The 21,994-nt window shown below is 71.6% G+C and carries 26 protein-coding genes and 2 pseudogenes; 12 read left to right on the top strand and 16 right to left on the bottom strand.

Going from position 1 to position 21,994, the window contains the following annotated elements:
• Positions 1–189: 189 nt before the first annotated feature.
• From Adu01nite_RS05760 to Adu01nite_RS05780, 6 genes and pseudogenes are all read right to left on the bottom strand, one after another.
• The gene (locus tag Adu01nite_RS05760) at positions 190–606 is read right to left on the bottom strand and encodes a hypothetical protein (RefSeq protein WP_203725468.1); all 417 of its coding nucleotides are present in this window, start codon (positions 604–606) and stop codon (positions 190–192) included.
• Positions 607–698: 92 nt separating this feature from the next.
• Positions 699–1,004, bottom strand: coding sequence for a hypothetical protein (locus Adu01nite_RS05765; protein WP_203725469.1), 306 nt, complete (start codon positions 1,002–1,004; stop codon positions 699–701).
• Between the two features lie 23 nt (positions 1,005–1,027).
• Entirely contained in the window at positions 1,028–1,258 is a 231-nt protein-coding gene (locus tag Adu01nite_RS05770) for a hypothetical protein (RefSeq protein WP_203725470.1), read from the bottom strand.
• A gap of 223 nt (positions 1,259–1,481) precedes the next feature.
• On the bottom strand, positions 1,482–1,721 hold the full coding sequence (locus Adu01nite_RS48820) for a GrpB family protein (RefSeq protein ID WP_369076808.1): 240 nt from the start codon (positions 1,719–1,721) through the stop codon (positions 1,482–1,484).
• A 71-nt stretch (positions 1,722–1,792) separates the two neighbouring features.
• Positions 1,793–2,002 (bottom strand): annotated as a pseudogene (locus Adu01nite_RS48825) (GrpB family protein); the annotation flags it as partial.
• 9 nt (positions 2,003–2,011) lie between these two features.
• Entirely contained in the window at positions 2,012–2,539 is a 528-nt protein-coding gene (locus Adu01nite_RS05780) for a DUF1990 domain-containing protein (protein WP_203725472.1), read from the bottom strand.
• Positions 2,540–2,651: 112 nt separating this feature from the next.
• Here Adu01nite_RS05780 and Adu01nite_RS05785 point away from each other — a divergent pair, with 112 nt between their 5' ends.
• Both Adu01nite_RS05785 and Adu01nite_RS05790 read left to right on the top strand, forming a co-directional pair.
• Positions 2,652–3,176, top strand: a complete 525-nt coding sequence (locus Adu01nite_RS05785; protein ID WP_203725473.1) for a pyridoxamine 5'-phosphate oxidase family protein — start codon at positions 2,652–2,654, stop codon at positions 3,174–3,176.
• A 68-nt stretch (positions 3,177–3,244) separates the two neighbouring features.
• Positions 3,245–3,634: a hypothetical protein gene (locus Adu01nite_RS05790; protein ID WP_203725474.1), complete on the top strand. Its 390-nt coding sequence runs from the start codon at positions 3,245–3,247 to the stop codon at positions 3,632–3,634.
• Between the two features lie 70 nt (positions 3,635–3,704).
• On the opposite strand, the gene Adu01nite_RS05795 is transcribed toward Adu01nite_RS05790, so the two are convergent.
• Together Adu01nite_RS05795 and Adu01nite_RS05800 are read right to left on the bottom strand one after the other, a co-directional pair.
• On the bottom strand, positions 3,705–4,109 hold the full coding sequence (locus Adu01nite_RS05795; RefSeq protein ID WP_203725475.1) for a GNAT family acetyltransferase: 405 nt from the start codon (positions 4,107–4,109) through the stop codon (positions 3,705–3,707).
• A gap of 1 nt (position 4,110) precedes the next feature.
• The gene (locus Adu01nite_RS05800) at positions 4,111–4,689 is read right to left on the bottom strand and encodes a TetR/AcrR family transcriptional regulator (RefSeq protein WP_203725476.1); all 579 of its coding nucleotides are present in this window, start codon (positions 4,687–4,689) and stop codon (positions 4,111–4,113) included.
• A 62-nt stretch (positions 4,690–4,751) separates the two neighbouring features.
• Here Adu01nite_RS05800 and Adu01nite_RS05805 point away from each other — a divergent pair, with 62 nt between their 5' ends.
• Positions 4,752–5,636, top strand: coding sequence for an oxidoreductase (locus Adu01nite_RS05805; protein WP_239132162.1), 885 nt, complete (start codon positions 4,752–4,754; stop codon positions 5,634–5,636).
• On the opposite strand, the gene Adu01nite_RS05810 is transcribed toward Adu01nite_RS05805, so the two are convergent.
• A complete protein-coding gene (locus Adu01nite_RS05810) occupies positions 5,623–6,561 on the bottom strand; it encodes a phosphotransferase (RefSeq protein WP_239132163.1) in 939 nt (312 codons plus the stop codon). The genes Adu01nite_RS05805 and Adu01nite_RS05810 overlap by 14 nt on opposite strands.
• Positions 6,558–7,223 carry a cysteine hydrolase family protein gene (locus Adu01nite_RS05815; protein WP_203725478.1) on the bottom strand — a complete coding sequence of 222 codons (666 nt, stop codon included), beginning with the start codon at positions 7,221–7,223 and terminating at the stop codon, positions 6,558–6,560. Before Adu01nite_RS05815 ends, Adu01nite_RS05810 begins: the two co-directional genes overlap by 4 nt.
• Positions 7,224–7,299: 76 nt before the next feature.
• Between Adu01nite_RS05815 and Adu01nite_RS05820 the strand changes: the two genes are divergently transcribed.
• The 3 genes from Adu01nite_RS05820 to Adu01nite_RS05830 all read left to right on the top strand — a co-directional run bounded on the left by Adu01nite_RS05820 (position 7,300) and on the right by Adu01nite_RS05830 (position 10,973).
• Positions 7,300–7,734 (top strand): SMI1/KNR4 family protein, encoded by a 435-nt coding sequence (locus tag Adu01nite_RS05820; protein ID WP_203725479.1) that lies wholly within the window; start codon positions 7,300–7,302, stop codon positions 7,732–7,734.
• Positions 7,735–8,133: 399 nt separating this feature from the next.
• The gene (locus Adu01nite_RS05825) at positions 8,134–9,606 is read left to right on the top strand and encodes an HNH endonuclease signature motif containing protein (RefSeq protein WP_203725480.1); all 1,473 of its coding nucleotides are present in this window, start codon (positions 8,134–8,136) and stop codon (positions 9,604–9,606) included.
• Between the two features lie 860 nt (positions 9,607–10,466).
• Positions 10,467–10,973 carry a hypothetical protein gene (locus Adu01nite_RS05830; protein ID WP_203725481.1) on the top strand — a complete coding sequence of 169 codons (507 nt, stop codon included), beginning with the start codon at positions 10,467–10,469 and terminating at the stop codon, positions 10,971–10,973.
• On the opposite strand, the gene Adu01nite_RS48830 is transcribed toward Adu01nite_RS05830, so the two are convergent.
• From Adu01nite_RS48830 to Adu01nite_RS05850, 5 genes and pseudogenes are all read right to left on the bottom strand, one after another.
• Positions 10,900–11,397, bottom strand: coding sequence for an acyl-CoA dehydrogenase family protein (locus Adu01nite_RS48830; protein ID WP_203725643.1), 498 nt, complete (start codon positions 11,395–11,397; stop codon positions 10,900–10,902). The two genes, Adu01nite_RS05830 and Adu01nite_RS48830, sit on opposite strands and share 74 nt — an antisense overlap.
• 12 nt (positions 11,398–11,409) lie before the next feature.
• The gene (locus Adu01nite_RS05840) at positions 11,410–12,189 is read right to left on the bottom strand and encodes an acyl-CoA dehydrogenase family protein (RefSeq protein WP_203725482.1); all 780 of its coding nucleotides are present in this window, start codon (positions 12,187–12,189) and stop codon (positions 11,410–11,412) included.
• Entirely contained in the window at positions 12,186–13,037 is an 852-nt protein-coding gene (locus Adu01nite_RS49075) for a sulfurtransferase (protein WP_379138757.1), read from the bottom strand. Before Adu01nite_RS49075 ends, Adu01nite_RS05840 begins: the two co-directional genes overlap by 4 nt.
• Before the next feature lie 93 nt (positions 13,038–13,130).
• Positions 13,131–14,024: pseudogene (locus Adu01nite_RS49080) on the bottom strand (ketopantoate reductase family protein); the annotation flags it as partial.
• On the bottom strand, positions 14,021–14,737 hold the full coding sequence (locus Adu01nite_RS05850) for an alpha/beta hydrolase (protein WP_203725484.1): 717 nt from the start codon (positions 14,735–14,737) through the stop codon (positions 14,021–14,023). The pseudogene Adu01nite_RS49080 and the gene Adu01nite_RS05850, both read right to left, overlap by 4 nt.
• A 185-nt stretch (positions 14,738–14,922) precedes the next feature.
• Between Adu01nite_RS05850 and Adu01nite_RS05855 the strand changes: the two genes are divergently transcribed.
• From Adu01nite_RS05855 to Adu01nite_RS05880, 6 genes are read left to right on the top strand one after another with little or no spacing between them, the layout of a single operon-like run.
• Positions 14,923–15,771 (top strand): ABC transporter permease, encoded by an 849-nt coding sequence (locus Adu01nite_RS05855; RefSeq protein ID WP_239132164.1) that lies wholly within the window; start codon positions 14,923–14,925, stop codon positions 15,769–15,771.
• A 57-nt stretch (positions 15,772–15,828) separates the two neighbouring features.
• Positions 15,829–16,857, top strand: coding sequence for a taurine ABC transporter substrate-binding protein (locus Adu01nite_RS05860; RefSeq protein ID WP_203725486.1), 1,029 nt, complete (start codon positions 15,829–15,831; stop codon positions 16,855–16,857).
• Positions 16,844–17,617, top strand: coding sequence for an ABC transporter ATP-binding protein (locus Adu01nite_RS05865; protein ID WP_203725487.1), 774 nt, complete (start codon positions 16,844–16,846; stop codon positions 17,615–17,617). Before Adu01nite_RS05860 ends, Adu01nite_RS05865 begins: the two co-directional genes overlap by 14 nt.
• Positions 17,614–18,456, top strand: coding sequence for a TauD/TfdA dioxygenase family protein (locus tag Adu01nite_RS05870; RefSeq protein WP_203725488.1), 843 nt, complete (start codon positions 17,614–17,616; stop codon positions 18,454–18,456). Before Adu01nite_RS05865 ends, Adu01nite_RS05870 begins: the two co-directional genes overlap by 4 nt.
• 47 nt (positions 18,457–18,503) lie before the next feature.
• Complete coding sequence (locus Adu01nite_RS05875) at positions 18,504–19,328, top strand: class I SAM-dependent methyltransferase (RefSeq protein WP_203725489.1); 825 nt, start codon at positions 18,504–18,506, stop codon at positions 19,326–19,328.
• Between the two features lie 45 nt (positions 19,329–19,373).
• On the top strand, positions 19,374–19,967 hold the full coding sequence (locus Adu01nite_RS05880; protein WP_203725490.1) for a TetR/AcrR family transcriptional regulator: 594 nt from the start codon (positions 19,374–19,376) through the stop codon (positions 19,965–19,967).
• On the opposite strand, the gene Adu01nite_RS05885 is transcribed toward Adu01nite_RS05880, so the two are convergent.
• Entirely contained in the window at positions 19,933–21,972 is a 2,040-nt protein-coding gene (locus Adu01nite_RS05885; protein WP_203725491.1) for an ATP-binding response regulator, read from the bottom strand. The two genes, Adu01nite_RS05880 and Adu01nite_RS05885, sit on opposite strands and share 35 nt — an antisense overlap.
• Positions 21,973–21,994 lie beyond the last annotated feature (22 nt).

Genomic DNA, 21,994 nt, shown 5'->3' on the forward strand with positions numbered 1-21,994 from the left:
GCCGCAACCCGCCGTACCCGGGCCGCAGATCCCTTTTCAGCGGGACCAAAGTCCCGCCGGGCGCGGGCGCCCGGCGTCAGCGGCGGGCCAAAGGGCGCTGGTTGCTGAGCGCTGGAGGGCTGAGGGCTGGCGCTCGGCGCCGGCCGCAACCGGATCAGCGAAGCCGCGTGGCGTCCGGCGGCGGCTGGGTCAGTCGAGGCTGAGTATCAGGCTCTGGGTCCACTCCGACTGGCGCTCGACCGTGAGCGACACGGTCGATCCTGGCTGTGGCGGGACGCCGTCGTACTCGACGGCTGCCCAACCGTGCTCGAACCGTACTGAGAGCTCGCGGTTGCTCGGGAAGACCCGTTCCACCGTCGCCTCGATGACGCTGCCGACCGGGTGGGCCTCGGTGATCGCCGCCCACTCCGGTCCGGTCCACCGCTTCTGCCGGGTCAGGAGGCCGCGCATGCCGGCATCCAGCGGGAACAGGCGCACCTCGGACTCGCGGTGCTGGACTACCTCGAAGATTCCGCTGCGTCCGATCGGCGGCCAGTCGGCAGCTTCGCCGGGAAGGTGCAGGCAGTCGACCCAGCCGGGGACCGGACCGCCGATGTCGACCTGCACACCTGCCACGCACCCCGGGAAACCGGTCACCGTTCCGCGGACCCGTGTCCCCCGGGGAAACTGGCGCCGCGACGCACTCAACCGATCGTCTGTCACGACGCGGCGCCGAGCACATCGTCCGCGGCGACCCGGAAGACGCCGTTGCCGTGCTCGTCCTCGATGTGCGAGTGCAACTCGATCAGGGCAGTTCGATCGGCCGAACGTTCGCGCACGTCACAAGGGATCTCGACGTCGACCGGGAAGGTGGTGTCCGCGGTCAGGGTCTGCTCCCGGAAGAAGACCGGTTCCTTGTCGACGAGGACCGCGGTGGTGCCGTCGGCGAGCCGTACCTGCACCTCGACCCAGCCCGGGAAGTCGCGGTCGGTCCGCCGCACGACCTGCCCGCGAACGAAATGCACGGGCCACATCATGGCGGACAGCGTCAAGCGCGAGTGTCCGGCCCGCAGAACACCGCAATGCCGCTGTACGCCGCGATAACCCCGGCCAGCCCGGCGCCGTAGCCGACGACCGTGGTCAGCGCCTCGGCGACCACCGTCGCGATCGCCACCCCGAAGACCATGGCGAGGAAGAGCCCGACCGCGGAGACCAGCCACGGATGCCGCAGCCGCAGCCGCCACGCGACCAGCAGCCCCACCACGAGGCTGGCCGGCACCGCGAACTCGATGGCGAGCCCGAGCGTGCTCTCAATGGCCGCTCGGCGGCAAGCCCTTCCGGAAGGAACACGTCCGCCAGCCGGAGGGCGACGACCCAGACGGCGACAACGACCGCTCCGACCATCGCCCCGCGGATCGCGGCGACCGCAGCGCTCCCGCGCGGCCGGACCGAGACGGCAATCGTGTTCATCGCCGCAGTCTGCCGCACGCCGTCAACAGAGATCACCCGAGCCGCTTCAGCACCCCTTCGATGAACGGGGCTTTGCCCGCCCGGTAGCGAGGGCGATCACGGTCATCGGCGGCGGCCAGCAGGGCCTTGATCCGCCCGTATTCGGCGGCGTCCCCGGGATGACTCCGCAGGTGATCCCGGAAGGCCAGCAGCGACTGTCTGTTCGCCGAGCCGGCCTCGAAGATGTGCAGGTGATGGCTGCGCCGACCGATGTCCGGAAACAGAACGACCACTTCCGGCCCGCTTCGTCACCCGGCTCCGGGGCGTGGACCCAGCCGATGCCCGCCATGGCGTCGACCACACCATCGGTCTCCTGGTAGTCACGAACCAGCGCGACCATGTCGATGATCGGTTTAGCGGCCAGGCCCGGGACGGAGGTGCTGCCGATGTGCTCGACCGACCCCACGATCCACGGCTTTAGCGCCGCCGCGACCCGCCGCCGCTGCCGCTCGAACGAGGCGGGCCACCCATCGTCATACGGAATGATCGCGATCGGATCGAGCCGTTCCCTCACCGGCCCACCCTATTCGGCCGCACCACCGTCCGCCGAGGCGAGATTCCGGACCGCCTTCACGTAGCGGTCGGTCACGTGCTGCTGGACCGCCCGGGTGAGCGGCCCGCCGGCGCGGGCGAGCAGCGACGCCGGCCGGCTGAACGCGCGAATCCGGAACCGCACCTCGCCGGCGCCGGTCAGCACGACAAGAAACGACTCCTCACCCTGCTCCGGATGCCCAGGCAGGGTCCCGTAGGCGAAGCCCCGCCGGCCAGCCTCCGCAACGGTGTAGACGACCCGGCAGGGGATGGTGACCCGCAGTGGACCCCAGCCGGCCCGCAGAACCACGACAACCCCCGGCGCGGCCCGGCTGCCACCACCGCCGCCGACGGTCAGCCCGGCCAACTCGTGCATCCGCCAGCTGAACAGCCCGTGGACCGCCCGCTCGAAGGCGGCCCGCCCGTCCCCGACTCGAACGTCGCGCTGCACATGGCCATAGCCACCGGGCAGCCGGTCGTTACGGGTGGCGCCGACCTCGGGATAGGTCAGCCCTCGCATTTGATCACCGTAACCCCGTCCGGGGTGCCGGTTGGCTCGTGCGGGTGTTCGTTGGGCGATCGGGGGTTGCCGGGCGGTGACTCGGCGTGGTGGGCGACGTTACGTTGGGGCCATGCTGGAGACCGCGGACGAGATCGTCGCGTTGCAGGGGCTGCTTGATCGGTCGCATGCGGGTGCGACCAGTCATCTTCGGAACATCGTGCATGCCGGGCGGACGCTCACCGCCGAGGATCTGGCCGGGCTGCTGACCGGCATGAAAGTGCTCAGCGTCGCCACCGTGACCGCGGCCGGGGAACCCCGGATCAGCGCGCTCGACGGGCATTTTCTGCATGCCACCTGGACCTTCAGCACCGACGCGGCGGCGGCCAAGGCCCGGCACCTCGAGCGGCGGCCGGCGGTCAGCGTGGCGCACATCGACGGGGAGGAACTGGCCGTGTTCTCGCACGGGCGGGCCGAGCAGATCTTCCCGGTCGACGACGACTTCAAGGAGACCCTCGAACACTGGACCGACTACTACGACAGTTCGCCGCTGAGCTGGGGCGAGGAGGTCCGGTTGTATCGTCTTCGTCCGCATTGGATGGTGGGCTACGCGGCCGATCGGCTCGAGGTCCTGAGCCGGCGGGGAATCACCGCCTGACCCTGCTGGAGCGGGTCCGATCGAGTGCACTAAATTCCGCTTGCCGAAGATCACGGGGAGGCGGCGGAATGACGACTGCGGAACGGGTGAACCTGCTGGTTCCGGCGGATGTGGTGCCTCGGTTCGCCATTCCGGCGACGGCCGGCACACCGGCCGCGCTGCGCGGCGGCGATCTCTTTCTGCGGGGCGTTCCGGCGGCCGACGCCGAGCGGTGGATCGAGCAGAATCCTGGGGTACGAACGGTGTCCCGGCGGCCGGTCGTGCGGCGGTACCGGGCTCGCGACTACACGGTCGCGGCGGTGGTCGTGCTGGTCGTCGCGGTCCAGGCCGTCATCGTGCCGGCCGTCGACGGCGTCGAGAACCCGATGTGGCTGTGGCTGGTCGGGCCGGCCCTGTTCGCGGCCGGGATCAGCCTCGCCTACCGGTCGATCCCGTTCGGCCACGTCCGCTTCTCCTGAACGCTCCTGGCGCGATTCGCGTCGGCCACTCGGGCCGCCGTTTCGCCGGCCACTCGGGCCGGTGTTTCCGCTACGGGGCGAGCGGCTTCGTGCAGAGCACGTCCGGCATCGGCAGGTAACCCAGCTCCTGCCAGAACCGCAGGCCGGCCGTGTTGTCCGGCATGACCAGCAGGTTGATCCGCGGGCAGCCCAGCTCGGCCAGGCGGTCCTCCAGCTCGGCGACCAGCGCGCTCGCGATGCCCTGGCGGCGCCGGCCGGGATGCACGGCCAGCCGCAGGATCCAGCCGCGCCGGCCGTCGTAGGTGCCCATCACCACGCCGACGACCTCGCCGTCCTCGGCCACCAGGAACAACTCCGGGTCGCGAGTGAGCTTCGCCGCCAGCTCGGCGCGGGGGACCACCGCACGGCCGGCGGCGGCCCACACCGCCACGACGGCGTCGTAGTCGGACCAGTCGAACGTGCGGATGCTCAACATGTCAGAGCGCCGGGGCGATCTGTATGAACGCCCGGTCGAGCAGCGCGATCGGGTCCTCCGGCTCGTCGGCCTCGGCCCAGCGGCGCAGCACCGCCACGAACGCGGCGAGGGCGATGCCCGCGGACAGGTCGGCGTGGAACGGGTCGGCGCCGCGGGCGACCAGCGACGCGGCCAGGCCGGACTGCCACTGGGACTGCCGTTCCAGGAACCGGGCCAGCAGCGGCGGGGTGGCCAGCACCAGCCGTACCACCCGCAAGGCTTTGTCCCGTGAATCCCGGCAGTCCTCGATCGCCGCCGCCAGGGCCTCCAGCAGTGCGGCCGACGCCGGCTCGTCGGCCGGGTGGGCCGCCACGGTCGCCTGCATCAGGTCGCCCAGATAGGCCAGGAGCTGGACGAGCACGTCCTCCTTGGACGCGAAATAGCGGAAGAACGTGCGCCGGGACACGCCGGCCACCGCCACGATCTCGTCGACCGTGGTGGTCTCGAAACCCTTGACGGCCATCGTCTGCAGGGCGGCCTCGGTCAGCTCGTCCACCACCACCTGCCGTTTGCGGTCGGCGAGGCTGGCAGTCGGCTTCATGCCGGCGATGCTACTGCATGCATTCGTTGACACTCAGTGCCACGAAAAGCATGATGTGTCGCATGGGGACGAACAGCGAGGATCAAGGCCTGCGTACGGCGGTGATCACCGGCGCGACCAGTGGACTCGGCCTGGTCGTGGCCCGTGAGCTGGCCGGCGCCGGTGTCCGGGTGGTGATCGGGGCGCGGAACACGCGTAAGGCCGACGCGGTCATCGCGGAGCTGCCCGGCGCCGGCCATACGGCGTACACACTGGATCTGGCCGATCTGGACTCCGTGCGTGAGTTCGCCGCGGCCGTGCGTGGCAGCAATGCCCGCATTGATCTGCTTGTCAACAATGCCGGGATCATGGCGGTGCCGAGGACGCTGAGCGCGCAGGGGTACGAGTTGCAGTTCGCGGTCAATCATCTCGGGCATTTCGCCCTGACCGCCGGGCTCCTCGACCTGATCGCCGGGCGCATCGTCACGGTCACCTCGGTGCTGCACCGCAAGGGCCGCCTCGACCTCGAGGATCCGGCCGCCGAGCGGGGATATTCGGCGAACGCCGCCTACAACCGTTCGAAGTTGGCGAACGCGATCTTCGCGCTGGAACTGCACCGCCGGTTGGCCGCCGCCGGCAGCCAGGTCCGCAGCATCGCCGCGCACCCCGGCTACGCGGTCACCAACCTGCAGGCCTCGGTGCCGCCCGGCCTCTACCGGTTCCTGCTGACCAAGCTCGGCAACCCGCTGATCGCCGTCCCGGCCTCGAAGGGCGCGGTGCCGCTGCTGTTCGCGGCCACCTCGCCCGACGCTCGCAGCGGTGAGCTGATCGGCCCGGGCGGGCCGGGGGAGATGCGTGGCGCTCCGTCATCGTTGAGGTTCGCGCCGGCGGCGGCCGATCCCGCGGCCGGGCAACGGTTGTGGCAGGTCTCGGAGGAGATGACCGGGGTCCGCTTCACGGCATCGTGATGTTGACCGCCAGGTAGGTCAGGGCGTCCTCGGCGTCGCCGCCCGCGCCGTGCGGGCCGCGCAGGTCGTGCACGTAGGAGGCGACGTCGGCGAGGATCCAGGACAGGCGGTAGAAGGCCAGGCCGGTCGGTGACGGCTCGCGGCCGGTGGTGGCCGCCCAGCGGGTCAGGTCGGCCGGGTCGGGGGCGAACGGGTCCTTCGCGAGGTGCCAGAGGTCGCGCTCGGGCGGGGCGATCCGGACCGTGTCCCAGTCGATCAGCAGCGGGCCGGTGGCGGTGTGCAGGACGTTGGCGGGGTGGGGTTCGCCGTGGGTGATGACCCAGTCGGCGGTGGTCTCCCGCAGTGCGCCGGCCATCCGGTCGTAGTCGGCCAGCCAGGTGCGGACCTTGTCGGCGTGGGTCGTCAGGAGGGCTCGGGCGGAGTCGGCGTACGGGCCGGTCGACCACGGCTTCTCCAGGTCGTCGAGCGCTTTCTCAAGACCCGCCCGGCCCGGGAGCTGCAGGTCGGTGACGTCGGCGCCGGTCGGCCGGGCCTGATGCAGGGCGGCGATCAGATCGATGACCGCTTCCCGGTTCGCATGGCCGTCGCCGAAGCCGTCGGTGTGGCCGTCGATCAGTGGGTACACCGCCACGGCATGCGTGCTGCGGAGCGGCCACAGCACCTGCGGCCCGTCGATCGGGGCGACCACGAACCGCAGGCCGGCCCGTCGTAGTGCGGTCGCCGTCTCCAGAGCCGTCCGGAGCGGGGTGAACGAGTCGGCGAACCCCAGGCCGTCGACGGTCACGAACCATCGGTCGCCGGCCACCCAGTGGTAGCTGCCCGCGCCCACCGGCAGGTAGCGGATGTCGGTGGCGTCGAGGCCCCACCCGGCAGCCAGCGCCGCGCGTATGTCGGCGTCGGTCACGCCGTCCGGGCGGTCCTTCATGCCGTGACCAGCTCGATCACCTCGTCGGTCGTGCGCACATCCCCGAACGTACGGTAAATGGTGTAAAGGGTGGCATTGTGGTCCTCGTCGCGGCGGGCGGCGTTGGCGTCTGCCACCATCACCACGCGGAAGCCGAGCGTGCTCGCATCCCGGGCGGACGCCTCGCAGCACACGTTGGTCACGGTGCCGGTGATGAGCACGCTGTCGATCCCGCGCTCCTCGAGAAGCTGCGGCACCGGCGACCGGCCCGGGAAGAACGCGCTGCTGGCGGATTTCTCCACGATCAGATCGACGGCTTCGTCCACCTCGAACTCGGGCCACAGCCGGTCCCGAAGCGGCCCGCTGCCGCCGCTGCCGGCGAACACCGCGGCCTGCTTCGCCCCGTAGAACTCCACCATCGCGTCGGACGGAGGCCCGGCCTTCGGCAAAACCCAGACGACGGCTCCGCCTGCTTTGCGTACGGCGTAGGCGAGCCGAGCGATGTTGGGCACGATCCCCGCCACGTAGGGATTGTCCTCACCGAAGAACGGCACCATGTCCACCACGATCAGCGCGGTCCGCTCCGGAACCAGCCGCTCGTAGGCGTGCCGCCGCCCCCGCCGCGACTCCTGCCGCCGATACTCCCGCTCCTCGATCCGCCACGCGTGCACCAGCCGCTCCACGCCATCACGCTAACGGCTGACGCCCTCGGGTGCGGGCGCCACCTCGTTAGGATTCGACGAGGATCGGACGCTTCCGGTGCCGCTCGGGCAGGCCCACGAGCTCTGGCTGGCCGAGTTCCACCAATGGAACAACTTCGAACCGGACGACATGTTCGAGTGGTCCGTCGAGACCGCCGAATGGTGGCGCGCCTGGACCGGCAACCGAGGCCTGAAGGTCGCGCCGTTCCGGGTCTTCGGACGCGACGGCACCGGCGGGATGCTGGCGTTCTGGACCCGGGATCCGACGGCCGCCGTCGAGACCCGGCCGATCGTGTTCCTCGGCTCCGAGGGCGAGACCGGCGTGATCGCGCAGAACCTGAGCGACTACCTATGGCTCCTGGCAAGCGGCGTAGGCCCGTTGGAGCCGATCTTCGGCCAGGAGGAGCCCCGGATCCCGCAACCGATCCCAGTGCTGACCGCACTGGCCGAGCAGTTCAACGAGGGCCCGGCGAGGTCCGCGGAACGGTGCTGAGCGCGGCTCGCGCCGAGCTCCCGGCACTGACCGAACTCATCGAGTCAGCCGTCAGATGACCTGACCCACCTCTGACCGACCTCTGACCCACCTCTGACCCACCTCCGATCCGCCGACATCCGGATCCGCAGCCACCGCGAGGCTCCGATGCGGCCGGCACCAGGTGACGCCATGCCCTTCGTGCCGCATGCCCCCAGCCACGTCCCATCAAATCGCCGAGGACAGCGCCGGCGGCAGTCGATCAGCTTCGCCGCTCGCGGGCCCCGACTCATGCCGATTTTCCGGTTTTGCTCGAAGTGTTGAGCCTGCCTATTGGTCCTGTTCGCAGATGGTGAATGTGGATCTCCGGGCGGGCCGAGGCCGCCGAAAACTGTCGTACAGCTGTTCGAAAATGGTCCCATGTTGGCAGACCTGCAGCAGCTCAACGACGAGACAACCAAACTCGCCGCGACACCGTTGTGGCCCCTCGCCGACCGTGAGCTCGCCGACTGCCTGCACGCCGCTCACCGCCTCGAACAGACCGCCGCCGCCCTGCAGGCCCGCCTCGTCCACGAGGCCACCACCCGAGGCCTGCCCACCGCCCAGGGCCACCGCACCACCGCGTCCTGGCTACGCACCCAACTCTGCATAGACCCGCAACCATCCCGGGAACTCGCCGACCGCGCCACGCTGCTCCACCGGCACCCGGCCGTCGAGCAGGCCCTGCTCGACGGCCACCTGAACACCCGCCAGGCCACCGCGATCGCCACCACCCTCGAAGCAATCCCGCAGGAACTGGCCGACCTCGACCAGACCTGCACCGACCAGACCGGATCCACACAGATCGGTCCCGGTGAGAGCGCCCGGATCGCGGAGCAGGCACAAAGCACCCTGATCGAGATGGCTGAGCGGTTGCCCGCGTTCCAGCTACGCCGCGTCGGCGAACGGATCCTCGCCTACGTCGCCCCACACGTGGCCGAACAAGCCGAAGAAGCCGCCCTGGCCCGCCAGGAAGCCCGCGCCCAGGCCCGTCGAGGTTTCACTCTGTCGGCGCCGGTCGACGGACTCGTACACGTGCGCGGAATCCTGGGCGTCGAAGACGCCGCCACCATCCAGGCCGCCCTGCACCCACTGTGCACACCCACTCCCGGCGACCAGCGCAGTCCCGGCGACCAGCGAACTTCAGGAGACCAGCGCACTCCCGGCGACCAGCGCAGTCCCGGCGAGCAGCGCAGTCACCGAGAGCAGCGGGACTTCGGTGACCAGCGCACTCCCGCTGACCAGCGCACACCCGCACAGCAGCGTGCCGACGCCCTGATCGACATCTGCCGCCTCGCCCTGCGCATCGGCGAACTCCCCGACGACGGCGGCCAACCACCCCAGGTAACCGTCACCGTTGCCTACAACCCGCTGACCCAAGCCCTCGGCACTGCAACCACCGACACCGGACACCGACTCTCCGCGACCACCGCCCGCCGCCTGGCCTGCGACGCCCGCATCCTCCCGCTGACGCTCGGCGGCGCCGGGCAGATCCTCGACGCCGGCCGCAGCCGACGCCTGGCCACCGGAGTCCTACGCCAAGCACTCGCCGTCCGCGACCGCGGCTGCGCCCACCCCGACTGCGACCACCCACCCCGCTGGACCGACGCCCACCACCTCACAGCGTGGGCGGATGGGGGAACCACGACCCTCGACAACCTGGTCCTACTCTGCCGCCGCCACCACCGACAGATCCATCACCCCACCGCCGGCTGGAAGATCCGCCTCGGCCCCGACCAGCTACCCGACTTCATCCCTCCACCCGACGTCGACCCACAGCAACACCCCCGCCGCAACCTCTATCACCCACGCCCACAGGCCGACCCGACGTGTCCGCCGGCCCCGTCAACGTGATCGCTCGAGGAGGAGGCGTAATGGCAGGCCATTCCACCCGGCTGCAGCCGAATACGCTGCCCGCTGCCCGCTGCCCGCTGCCCGGTCGTTCGCCAAGGCTGGACGAGGACCGTCGGCAACGTCATCGCGGGTGACCCGTCGAGCGGTCTCGATCAACAGGCGGGTCTGGTGGACGCTCAGCCAGGTTGTCGCGTCGGCCACTGCGGTGCTTGCTGGCCAGGAGCCTTTGAGCGTGGTCTTTCCCGGGCTGGCTGGCGACGCGGTCGACAGGGCATGCTCGGCCTGGGATCTGCAGGTGGCGGAGGACGCTGGGCGGCTCGAACCCATCGGTTCCTGTGCGGGCGATGGTCGGCGGGGGAACAGGGTGCGGCAGCCGGATCACCGGCGTTCGATCACCGCACCGCACCGCACCGCACCTGCCCGGGCCGGGCCGGCTTGTCCTGCCAGGACCGGCTTGTCGTACCCGGGGCGGCTCGTCCTACCGGGCGGGCTGAACTGCAGGGCGGGATTGGCCTGACTGGGTGGGATTGGCCTGACTGGGTCGGTGCGGCTACCCGGAAGCGACCTGGTGGAGTCGTGGCTGTCTGGCTGAACTGCCAGGACGGCTCGACGGGGGCGGTGTCGGGGACGTTGTCGCGGTGAGGGCGAGGACGGCGACGGCAGTGAGCATCGTTGCCGTCGATCGTGGGGTGGAAAATGGGAACGGGTCTCTCAACTGCTCCGGCTGCGGCTGCGCGCACGTCTTCGTGGTCACAGACCGGTTGCCGAAGAATGACCGGGGCGCCATTCGTGGATCACGGACGGGTCGTGGACGCGATCTGAAGCATGGTCATCATTGCGGGGTGACTACACGTAGTGAGGTGCTCATTCTGGGCGGGCGGTCCGGGGTGGGCAAGAGCAGCGTTGGGTTTGAGATTCATGCGCAGTTGTCGGCGGTGGGGGTGCGGCACTGTCTGATCGAGGGCGACAACCTGGACATGGCTTATCCGTCGCCGTGGGAGCATTCTCTGGCGGAGCGGAACCTGGCGGCGATGTGGGCCAACTATCGGGCGCTCGGGTATCGGCGGTTGATCTATACGAATACCGTCAGCGTTCGGCAGGTTGACGTGCTGACCGCGGCGATGGGTGACGATCCTCGGGTTACCGCGGTGCTGTTGACCGCGGATGACGGGACGGCCCGGCAGCGGCTCGCTCAGCGGGAGATCGGTACGGCGCTGGACCGGCATATCGAGCGGAGTGATCTTGCCGCGCGTCAGCTCGAACAGCTGAGCCCGGACTGGGTGCACCGGGTTCCTACCGATGGGCGTTCGGTCGCAGGTATCGCGGCGCGGGCCATCGAGCTGGCCGGGTGGACGGCGGAGAGCTGACCGGCCGGATGGGCGGCGGGGAACTGTCCGGTGGGGTGGGCGGCGGGGAACTGTCCGGTGGGGTGGGTGGCGGGGAGCTGGGCGGCTTGGCGGCGGCCAGGGCGGCCGTGCCTATCGCCTGCAGGGCCACGTCCTCCTGGGGGGCGTGGACCTGGGCCGACTGCACGTCTCGGAAGTGGCGCTCCAGTGGGTTGTCCCGGCTCAGGGCGGGGTTGCCCAGCAGGCGCGTCGCCAGCGTTACGGCGGCTACCGCGTGGCGGTTGGCTATTGTCCTCGCGGCCAGGGCCTCGGCGCCGGTTACCGGGGCGCCCTCGTCGAAGCGGGTGGTGGCGTCCAGCAGCAGGCGTTCGGCGGTGGTCAGCAGAGCCTCTATCTCGCCTGCGGCTGCCTTGAAACGGTCGGTTGTCGCTACCGGGCGGCCCAGGTTGGCGGGGACTCACTGGTGGGCGAAACGGTGGAACCAGTCCTGGGCGGCTCGGGCTACGCCCACGTAGATGGCGGCCAACGGTAGCTGCAGGACGCCGCCGGCCAGGTTGTCGTGGGTGGCCTGGGCGATCGGGAGCAGGTCCAGGGCCTCGATGGCGGGGGCCTCCGTCAGGACCACGTCGTGGCTGCCGCTTGCTCGCAGGCCCAGCTGGTTCCAGGCGGGTATCACCTCGATGCCGGTGGCTTCGGCGGGGACCACGAAGTTGCCCACCCGGGGCTCCGGCTCGTCGGTGGCTGCCCACACCAGGAGGTAGGTGAGGCCGGCGGCGCCGGTCGTGAAGCGTTTGTGGCCGGTCAGGGACCAACCCTTCGGGGTGCGGCGGGCTGTTGTTGCCGGGCGGCCGCCTCGGGACGGGGAACCCAGATCCGGCTCCACCCGGAGCGTGTTGAGCAAGGTGGGGCTGGTGGCCGACTCCGTCAGGATTCTGCGGTAGAGGGTGGTGGGCCAGCTTGGGCGCAGCGCCTGCAGCAGGTGTGGGAGCTGGGTCATCGAGGCGATCAGGGCTACCGACGGGTCGCCCTTGCCCAGGGCCAGCAGGATGCGGGTCAGGTCGGCGGTGCCCAGGCCGGGGCCGCCGAACCGGGCGCCTACCGGAGCGGTCAGCAAACCCGCTTCGTGTACGGCTCGGATGCTGGGGTGCGGGAACGCGCCCGTTCGGTCGTACTCGGCGGCGTGGGTGGCCAGCTCGGCCGTCACCGACGGCAGCTTGGTCAGGTCGACCGGCTTCACGGCTGGTCTCCCGTTGCTACCGGACGGTCCGGGTCGGACGACCATGCCGACCAGGAGCCGGGGTAGAGGGCCGCGTCGATGCCGGCTACGGCCAGGGCCGCGATCGCGTGGGCGGCGGTGACGCCGGAGCCGCAGTAGACGCCGACCGGGCCGGGCAGGTCGGCGAAGCGCTCTCGCAGTTCGGCGGTGGTCCGGAGGAGTGGGACGCCGTCGCGGAGGTTGTCGGTCGTGGGGGCGCTGCGGGCGCCGGGGATGTGGCCCGCCCGCGGGTCGATCGGCTCCACCTCGCCCGAGTAACGGGCCGCGGCCCGGGCATCCAGCAGTGTGCCGGTGGTGGGCAGGGCGGCGGCCTCGTCGGCGGTCAGGGTAGGCAGGTGGCCGCCGTCGAGGACGATGTCGCTCGCCGGGTGGGGGCGGGCCTCGCCCTGGCCGGTGCCGTAGCCCTCGGCCTGCCAGGCGGCCAGGCCGCCGTCGAGGAGGCGTACGTCGGGGACGCCGGCCCAGCGCAGCAGCCACCATGCCCGGGCCGCGGCCAGGCCGCCGGTGTTGTCGTAGACGACCACGCCGCGCTCCCGGGTGACACCCCAGCGGCGGGCCTCGGCCTGCACCTGGGTGATCGTCGGCAGCGGGTGGCGGCCGGCGCCGGGGGCCGGTGGGCCGGACAGCTCGGTCTCCAGGTCCACGTAGACGGCGCCGGGGATGTGGCCCTCCCGGTAGTGGTCGGCGCCGTGCGGGTCGCCCAGCTGCCAGCGCACGTCCAGCAGGACCGGTGGCTCCGGCTCGGCCACCCGGTGGTAGAGGTCGGCGGCCGAGATGAGGACCGGCGGGTGCGGGCGGGTGCCGAGCAGAGTTGCGGTCAGGCCGGGCAGGGTCGCGGCCAGGTCCGACTCGCCCAGCGAGCCCGCCGCGGTGCCCTCGGCTGCCGCTCGGTGCAGGCGGCGGCGGATCGCGTCGTTGTGCGGGGCCGCCACGCCGTGCAGGCGGCCGAGCAGGACGATCTCGCCGCTCAGGTAGTCGATCTCGGAGGACACCTGGCGGGCCAGGCTCTGCCAGGTCGAGTTGCCGGTCCGCTCGTAGCCGGGGATCTCGGCCGTCCCGAAGCCGCTGTGGTCGGGGGTCGCGGGGGTGATGCCGGCGGCCGCGTAGACCGACCGGGCCTCCTCGCGCAGCGCGGTCAGGGCGGCGGTGCGCAGCGGGCCCTCGGGGTAGAGCGCGTCCAGGCCGTTCACCAGGTTGCCCAGCAGCTTGGCGGCCTTGTGGGCGGTGATGTCGGCGACCACGTGCACGGTCAGGCCGCCCCGGCGCAGGTCGTTGGCGATGGCCGAACCGTCGGCGCCGGCCGGGTAGCCGCCCAGCCACACCACGGCCGGTTCGGGGGCGCCGCGGTTGGCCACCACGCCCGGCTCCAGGTGCAGGGCCGGGATCCACACCACGCCGCCGATGACCCGGTCGAACGAGCGGAGCGCGATCCGCTCGTTCGCCAGGCCGTTCTGCAGGGTCACGATCGGCAGGTCGGTGCCGGCGGTGCCGGTGCTGCCGTCGGCGCGTTTCACCGGCTGCCAGGCCCAGGCGGCGACCGCGGCCGCGGTGTCCTGGGTCTTGGTGGTCAGCAGCAGTACGTCGTCCTCGGTCAGGTCGGCCTCGGCGGGGCCGGCTACGGCCGGCAGGTGCAGCCTGTGCTCGCCGTCGGGGCGGAGGTAGCGCAGGCCGTCGGCGCGCAGGGCGGCCAAGTGTGCGCCGCGGGCCACCAGCAGCGTCTCCACGCCGGCCCGGTGCAGCTCGGCGGCGAGGGAGGCACCGAGGGCGCCGGCTCCGATGACGACGTAGCGGGTCACGGCTGGACCTGGGCGATCACCGGCAGGTCGGCGCCGAGGCGCAGGCGTTCCAGGAACACGACGATGGTGGCGGCGACCGTGCGGTGGGTGACGTCGTTGAGGATGTCGTGCCGCCCGCCGGCGATCGTGACCAGCGTGCCGGGGTAGTGCGGGCGGGCCTCGGCGAGCGGGCTGATCGGGTCGGCGTCGCCGTGCAGGCCGAGCGACGGTACGTGCACATTACCTTCGTGGCCGATCAGCGCGGTAGGAATTTGGGCCGACAGGAGAGCGCCGGGAGTGGCCGCGCCGCCGCCCAGCACGCGCTGGTGGTTGGGGCAGGCGGTGCGGGCGTCGACCTCGGCCTCCCAGCCCAGCAGGTTCACGGCGGGTCCGTCGGCGCTGGTGGGTGCGGCGATCGGGAGGCCGGCCAGGATCAGGGCGTCCAGGCCGGTGGGGCGGCGGGCCGCCAGGGCCAGGGCGAACAGGGCGCCGGTGTCCGAGCCGACCAGCACCTTCGGGCCGGGCAGGGCGTCGTCGACCAGGAGTTTCTCGGCCTCGGCGAAGCTTGCGGGCAGGTCGGCGGTGACGTCCGGCAGGACCCGTACCCGGTAGCCGTCGGCGGCGATGCGGCGGCCGAATCGCTCGTAGGCCGCCTCCGTCTCGCCCCGGCCGGCGGCGACCAGGAGGGTGCCGCGAGCGGCGATGCCGGTGGGTTCGTCGTGCGCAGTCGTCATGCCGCCAGCATGCGTGCGGCCGACCGGCGCTGTCCAATACTGATCTCCGATCGGCATTGAATAGCAGGCGTAATCAATCCGGTGCCGGTGGTCGATGTCCAGCTGTCGGGACGCACCCTTGCCTAAAACCGATGGGCAATATAGGAATTAGGCCTTGCCGCAGCGTTCCCACCTGGAGTGACCCTTTGTCCACCTCGCTGGAAACACGACCCGTCACCGCGACGCCGGGCGCGACCACCGCTCTCGCCCCGCCGCGGCGCAAGCGCCGCATCCTTCTGCGGCTGGTCGCGCTGGTCGTGCTGTACGCCCTGTGGGAGATCACGGCGCGCACGATGAACAACCCGACCTTCATTCCCTCGCCCGGCGCGGTCTGGCATCAGCTGATCGTCACCTCGAGCGTGCATGACGGTGTACGGGGTTACAGCGGGCATCTGCTCATCGAGCACCTCGGCGTGAGCCTTCGGCGGATTTTGATCGGTTCGGTCATCGGCGTCGTGGGTGGACTCGTGCTCGGGCTCGTGATGGGCACCGTGACCTGGATCCGGGTGGTGACCGAGCCGGTCGTGACGTTCATCCGGGCGTTGCCGCCGCTGGCCTACTTCAGCCTGTTCATCATCTGGTTCGGCATCGACGAGACGCCCAAGCTGTGGCTGCTGTCGATCGCCGCGCTGCCGCCGGTCGCCGTGGCCACCGCGTCGGCCGTGCTCGGTGCGCCCACCGGGCTCGTCGAGGCGTCCCGGGCGCTCGGCGCCAACAAGTGGCAGGCGGTGCGCGACGTCGTGCTGCCGCACGCGCTTCCGGAGATCTTCACCGGCGTACGCATCGCGGTGGGTGTCGCCTACTCGTCCGTGGTCGCCGCCGAGACGATCAACGGCGTACCCGGCATCGGCGGCATGGTCCGCGACGCCCAGCGCTACTCGCAGACCGACGTCGTCGTGCTCGGACTGTTCGCCATCGGCCTGTCCGGCCTGCTCATCGACGCCCTGCTGCAGGTCGCCGAGAAGCGGCTCATCCCGTGGCGCGGTCGTGCCTGATGCTCGCCGGCCCCTGAAGACTTCCCCGACCCCCGAAGATTAAGGAACCGACACTCGATGAAGAAGATTCTTGCCTCGCTGGCCGCCGTTGCGCTTCTGGCCGGCTGCGGTAACGGCGCCGCCGGCGGTGGTGGCGGCGCCGCGGCCTCGGACAAGACGATCCGGCTCGCCTACCAGGCCTTCCCCAGTGGTGACCTGGTGGTCAAGAACCAGGGGCTGCTCGAGAAGGCGCTGCCGGACTACAAGATCACCTGGACCAAGTTCGACTCCGGGGCCAGCATCAACACCGCCTTCGTCGCCAAGAGCATCGACATCGCGGCGATCGGCTCGTCGCCGGTGGCCCGCGGGCTGTCGGCGCCGCTGAACATCCCCTACCAGGTCGCGTTCGTCCTCGACGTGGCCGGTGACAACGAGGCCCTGGTCGCCCGCAACGGCAGCGGCGTCAACGACGTGGCCGGGCTGCGCGGCAAGAAGGTGGCCACGCCGTTCGCCTCGACCGCGCACTACAGCCTGCTCGCCGCGCTGGACAAGGCCGGGCTCAAGGAGTCCGATCTCACCATCGTCGACCTGGAGCCGCAGGACATCCAGGCGGCCTGGACCCGCGGTGACATCGACGCCGCCTACACCTGGCTGCCGTCGCTCGCCGAGATCAAGAAGACCGGCAAGGTGCTGATCAGCAGCCGCGAACTGGCCACGGCCGGCAAGCCCACCCTCGACCTCGGCGTGGTGTCGTCAGCGTTCGCGCAGGCCCACCCGGACGCGGTCGACGCGTGGCGCAAGGTCGAGTCGCAGGCCCTCAACCTGATCGCGTCCGACCCGGCCGCCGCGTCCAAGGCGATCGCCGTCGAGCTCAACCTGTCGCCGGAGGAGGCCCAGTCGCAGCTGTCGCAGGGCGTCTTCCTCAAGCCGGCCGACATCGCCTCGCCGGAGTGGCTCGGCACCGAGGGCAGCGTCGGCAAGCTCGCCGACAACCTGGTCAGCGCGGCCGAGTTCCTCAAGGGCCAGCAGAAGATCGACGCGGTCCCGTCGCTGGCCGACGTGCAGAAGGCCATCTACGTGAAGGGGCTGCCCAGTGCCCTCGGATAGCGAAGCTGACGCGGTCGTCCTGGACGCGGTGACGCACACCTATGGCGACGTCACCGCGGTCGGGCCGGTCTCGCTCAACGTGCCGGCCGGGGAGTTCCTCGTCCTGGTCGGGGCGTCCGGCTGCGGCAAGAGCACGCTCCTGCGGCTGATCGCCGGCTTCGAACAGCCCACGGCCGGTTCGGTGCTGGCCGCGGGCGTTCGCCCGGTGCCCGGCCGCGGGGCCGGTCTGGTCTTCCAGCAGCCGCGGCTGTTCCCGTGGCGGACCGTCGGTGGCAACGTCGCGCTGGCCCTGCGCTACGCCGGCCAGCCCTACGGCCGGGAGCGGGTCGAAGGGCTGCTGGCCCGGGTCGGACTGCACGACGTCGCGCACCGGCGCACCTGGCAGATCTCCGGCGGCCAGCAGCAGCGGGTCGCCATCGCCCGGGCGCTCGCGGTCGACAACCCGCTGCTGCTGCTCGACGAGCCGTTCGCGGCGCTGGACGCGCTCACCCGCGAACGCCTGCAGGAGGACCTGCGCCGGGTCAGTGCCGAGACCGGCCGGACCTGCGTGTTCGTGACGCACAGCGTGGACGAGGCGGTCTTCCTCGGCAGCCGGGTCGTGGTCCTCACGCCCCGGCCCGGCCGGGTCGCCCTCGACCTGCCGATCGAGCTGCCGCGCACCGGGATCGACCCGGACGAGCTGCGTGGCCTGCCCGCCTTCGCCGCGGCCCGCGCCCAGGTCGGCGCCGCGGTCCGACATCCAGAGGGAGTGCTCGCATGAAGGAACTCGAACCGCTCGGCCCGCACTTCGGCGCCATCGTGCACGGTGTCGACCTGGCCGGCGCGTCCGACGCGGTGCTCGCCGACGTCCGGGCCGCGCTGGTCGACCGGAAGGTCCTCTTCTTCCGCGACCAGCTGCTCGACGACGACGGGCAGGTCGCGCTCGGGCGCCGGATCGGCGAGCTCACCGCCTCGCACCCGGTGGTCGGCGGCGTCGACGCGGCCCACCCCGAGGTGTACGCCCTGGACAGCGCCGACAACGGGTTCGCCGACGTGTGGCACACCGACGTGACGTTCATGAAGCGGCCGCCGCTCGGGTCGATCCTGCGCGCGGTGGTGCTGCCACCGTCCGGCGGGGACACCCAGTGGGCCGATGCGCAGCTGGCCTACGAGTCGCTGTCCGCGCCGGTGCGGCGGCTGGCCGACCAGCTCACCGCGGTGCACGACGGGAACCGGGAGTTCGGGTATTACCTGGCGCAGCGGCGTGGCGGCAAGGGCAATGAGTGGGACGGCGAGGTGGTCACCCAGCTGACGCCGGTCGAGCATCCGGTCGTCCGGGTGCATCCGGAGACCGGGCGGCCGGGGATCTTCGTGAACCCGGGCTTCACCTCGCACATCGTCGGGGTGTCCGAGTTCGAGAGCCGGGGCATCCTCGACCTGCTCTACGCCCACCTCACCAAGCCGGAGCACATCGTGCGGCACCGGTGGCGCCCGGGCGACGTGGCGATGTGGGACAACCGGAGCACCTCGCACTATGCGAACCGCGACTACGGCGACCAGCGCCGGGTCATGCACCGGATCACGCTGCGCGGGGACGTGCCGGTCGGGCCGGCCGCCTGAAAAACGCGGCCTAGAAAAATGGACGCTCGTTCATTATCGTGGGCGGCGTGCAGAACAAGGCCAGCCGGACCGCGCAGCAGGTGGCGTTGTTCCGCGCGCTGGAGACGGCGCGCGGGCACGACCGGGTCTTCGACGACCCCCTGGCCGTCCGGTTCCTGAGCGGCGGTTATCGCTGGCTGGCCCGGGCCGCGCGGGTCCGGCCGGTCGGGCTGCGACTGTCCCGGTTCATCGACTCCCGATGGCCGGGGCCGCGGCCCTCGGCGGTCGCGCGCACCCGGCTCATCGACGATCTGGTGGTCGCGGCCCTGCGCGGGGGAGCGCGGCAGGTTCTCCTTCTGGGGGCGGGCTACGACAGCCGGGCCTATCGGCTGCCGGGGATGTCGCGGGTGGCGGTCTTCGAGGCGGACCACCCGGCCACCCAGGCGGTCAAGCGGCGGCTGATCCGCGGGGCGGTGCGGCCCGAGCGGCGGGGGCACGTCACGTTCGTACCCGTGGATCTGCTGGTTGAAGATCTTGGGGAAGCGTTGCTGCGCAACGGGTTCGCGGCGCTGGAGCCGACGGTGGTGGTGTGGGAAGGGGTCACCAACTACCTCACCGAGGCGGCCGTCGACGCCACCCTGCGGCGGCTCGCCGACCTGACCGCCACCGGCAGCCGGCTCGTGCTCACCTATGTCGACAGGCGGGTTCTCGACGGGGTGATCGACGCGGGGGCCGTGGCCGGAGGCGGTCAAGCGGGCCGGGGAGCCGTGGACGTTCGGGTTCGACCCGGCGCGCCTGGGCGGCTATCTCGCCGAGCGGGGCATGCGGCTCGCTCTCGACATGTCCACCCGGGACGCGGCCGACCGCTATCTGCTGCCGCTCGGGCGACGTGAAGAGGCGGCCACCTTCTACCGGGTGGCCGAGGCGGAGATCCAGTAGTGCCCAAGGTCAGTGCGGCGTACCTGGCCGCCCGGCGGCGGCAGATTCTCGACGCGGCGGCGGCCTGCTTCGCGCGGGACGGCTTTCACCGGACGTCCATGCAGGACATCGTGCGGGAGTCGGGGATCAGCGCGGGGCTGGTCTACCGGTATTTCGCCGGCAAGGACGACGTGATCGCGGCGATCGTCGGCGAATGGCACGACCAGCGGCAGATCTTCGCCACCGGCGGTGTCGACGAGCGGGTCGCCGCCTATCTTGACTATCTGCGGTCGGTGGGGGATCCCGAATCGGCCGCGCGGCTGCGGCTCGGGGTGCAGATCTGGGCCGAGGCGGTGCGCAACCCGCGGATCCGGGAGCTGTCCCGCCGTAACGTCGACGACCCGCGCGCCGCGGTGGCGGCGGTGCTGCGGACGCTGCCGCTCGCGCCGGGGCTCGACCCGGACGCGCTGGCCCGGGTGCTGATCGCCGTCTACCAGGGGCTGCTCGTGCAGACCGTGTGGGACGACGGCGTCGACAACGCCGCCTACGTCGGCACGGTCGAGGCGTTGCTCGGGGCGCTCATCCGGTCAGGGCCGCCTTCAGCGCCCCGGTGAGGTCGGCGCTGCTGAACGGCTTGGCCAGGATCATGCGGCCCGGTTCCAGCGAGCGGCCCTCGTCGTCGATGAGGGCCTCGGCGTACCCGGAAATGAAAATGACCTTGGTGTCGGGGCGGTCGCTGAGGAAGCGGTGGGCGAGCTGGCGGCCGTCCATGCCGGGCATCACCACGTCGGTGACCAGGCAGTGGATCGGGCCGGTGTGCTGCTCGGCGGCCTGCAGGGCCTCGGCGCCGCCGGCCGCGGTCAGCACCCGGTAGCCGGCCTTGGCGATGAACCGGGCGGTCACCTCGCGCAGGTCCTTCTCGTCGTCGACCAGCAGCACGGTCAGGTCGCCGTTGGCGGCGGGCGGCACCGGGGGAGCGGGCACGGCCGGCGCGGTCGATGCGGCCGGCTCCCGCGGGCGGGCGTCGGGGCTCTCCGCGGCCGGCAGCCGGATCAGCACCTGGGTGCCCCGGCCCACCGCGGAGTCGAGGGTGATGTCGCCGCCGGCCTGGCTCACCACCCCCTGCGCGGTGGCCAGGCCCAGCCCGGCCGTGCGGCTGCCCGCCTTGGTCGAGTAGAACGGCTCGAACGCGCGGGCGAGCACCTCCGGCGACATGCCCCGGCCGTTGTCGGCGACGCAGATGGTGGCCTGCCCGTGCGGGGAACGGCCGTTGGTGACCGTGATGGTGCCACCGTCCGGCATCGCGTCGCGGGCGTTGGCGATCACGATGTGCAGCAGGCGTTCGAGAAGCCGGGGGTCGATCCGCACCGCGGGAACCTCGCCCGGCCGCACGTCCAGCTTGATGTTCCGGCCGGCCGCCTCGGCGAGGGCGGGGGCCGCTTCGGCCAGGAACGCGTCCAGGTCGACCAGCTCCGGCTGGCTGATCTCGCGGCGGCCGAACGCGAGGAGCTGCTCGGTCAGCTTGGTGGCCCGTTCGCCGCCCTTGGTGACCTGGGCCAGGTCGTCCAGCAGGGCGTCGCCGGTGGTCGAGCCGATCCGGCCGGCCTGCATCTCCTCGGTGATCTGCTCGATCGCCAGGGTCAGGAAGCCGAGCATCGCGCCGAGCAGGTTGTTGAAGTCGTGCGCCATGCCGCCGGCCATCCGGCGCAGGCTGTCCAGGCGCTCGGCGTCGCGGCGGCGGGCCTCGGCCTGACGCTGCCGGACCTCCCAGCCGGCCCGCTCCTCGGCCGCGACCACGTCGGTGATGTCGTCGACCATCACCACCGCGCCGGACAGCTCGGCCTCGGCGTCGCGGATCGGCCGCAGGTGCACGCGCAGCCAGCGCGCGTCGTCGCCGGGGCGGGTGATCCGGTTGCGGTAGCGGTGCTCGACCGCCTCGGCCGCGCCGGCGTGCACGACGGCCAGGGCCTCGTCGTGGGTCTCCGGGTCGAGGCAGGTCAGCCAGCCTCGGCCGAGCAGCCGCTCGGCCGGCTCGCCGACGATCTCGGTGAGCCGCGGGTTGACGTAGGTGGCGTCGCCGTGGGCGTCCAGCAGGACGATGCCGACCGGGGAGGACGCGGCCATCGCCTCGAAGCGGCCCTCGGTGTGCCGCAGCGCCCGGACCTTCTCCACCAGCGTCGCGTTGATCGCCCGGGCGTGCACGGTGGCGAACTCGTCGGCCGGGCGCGGGGTGATCTCGACCGGGCCGTTGCGCAGCGCCACGTCGACCGCGTCGAGCAGCTCGCGCGGGTCGGCGCTGCGCAGCACCACCTGGGAGACGCCCCAGGCCTCGGCGATCGGCCGGGTCTCCGGCTCCAGGTAGTTGGCCGTGTAGAAGATGACCGGCGCGTGCGCGGCCTGCTCGTCGGGGGCGCTGCGTAGCCGGTGGACGAGCTCGAGGCCGTCGATGCCGGGCATCAGGACGTCGGAGACGACCACATCGGGGTGCCGGCTCTGGGCCAGGGCCAGCGCGTCGGCACCGTCGCAGGCCTCGATGACCTCGTGCCCGCGATATCCGAGCAGCATGGCCATGAGCTCCCGATTGGCCGCCACATCGTCGACCACAAGCACGGTCGCCACAGCAACCCCTCTCAAGGAACGA

This window comes from Paractinoplanes durhamensis (genome assembly GCF_016862175.1).
Lineage (GTDB): Bacteria > Actinomycetota > Actinomycetes > Mycobacteriales > Micromonosporaceae > Actinoplanes > Actinoplanes durhamensis.

Bases quoted from the DNA above. Each gene is read 5' to 3' on its own strand.
- Adu01nite_RS05780 (WP_203725472.1), bottom strand. From the start codon at position 2,539: ATGCGAGGGCTGACCTATCCCGAGGTCGGCGCCACCCGTAACGACCGG.
- Adu01nite_RS05785 (WP_203725473.1), top strand. From the start codon at position 2,652: ATGCTGGAGACCGCGGACGAGATCGTCGCGTTGCAGGGGCTGCTTGAT.
- Adu01nite_RS05790 (WP_203725474.1), top strand. From the start codon at position 3,245: ATGACGACTGCGGAACGGGTGAACCTGCTGGTTCCGGCGGATGTGGTG.
- Adu01nite_RS05795 (WP_203725475.1), bottom strand. From the start codon at position 4,109: ATGTTGAGCATCCGCACGTTCGACTGGTCCGACTACGACGCCGTCGTG.
- Adu01nite_RS05800 (WP_203725476.1), bottom strand. From the start codon at position 4,689: ATGAAGCCGACTGCCAGCCTCGCCGACCGCAAACGGCAGGTGGTGGTG.
- Adu01nite_RS05805 (WP_239132162.1), top strand. From the start codon at position 4,752: ATGGGGACGAACAGCGAGGATCAAGGCCTGCGTACGGCGGTGATCACC.
- Adu01nite_RS05810 (WP_239132163.1), bottom strand. From the start codon at position 6,561: ATGAAGGACCGCCCGGACGGCGTGACCGACGCCGACATACGCGCGGCG.
- Adu01nite_RS05825 (WP_203725480.1), top strand. From the start codon at position 8,134: ATGTTGGCAGACCTGCAGCAGCTCAACGACGAGACAACCAAACTCGCC.
- Adu01nite_RS05850 (WP_203725484.1), bottom strand. From the start codon at position 14,737: ATGACGACTGCGCACGACGAACCCACCGGCATCGCCGCTCGCGGCACC.
- Adu01nite_RS05860 (WP_203725486.1), top strand. From the start codon at position 15,829: ATGAAGAAGATTCTTGCCTCGCTGGCCGCCGTTGCGCTTCTGGCCGGC.
- Adu01nite_RS05870 (WP_203725488.1), top strand. From the start codon at position 17,614: ATGAAGGAACTCGAACCGCTCGGCCCGCACTTCGGCGCCATCGTGCAC.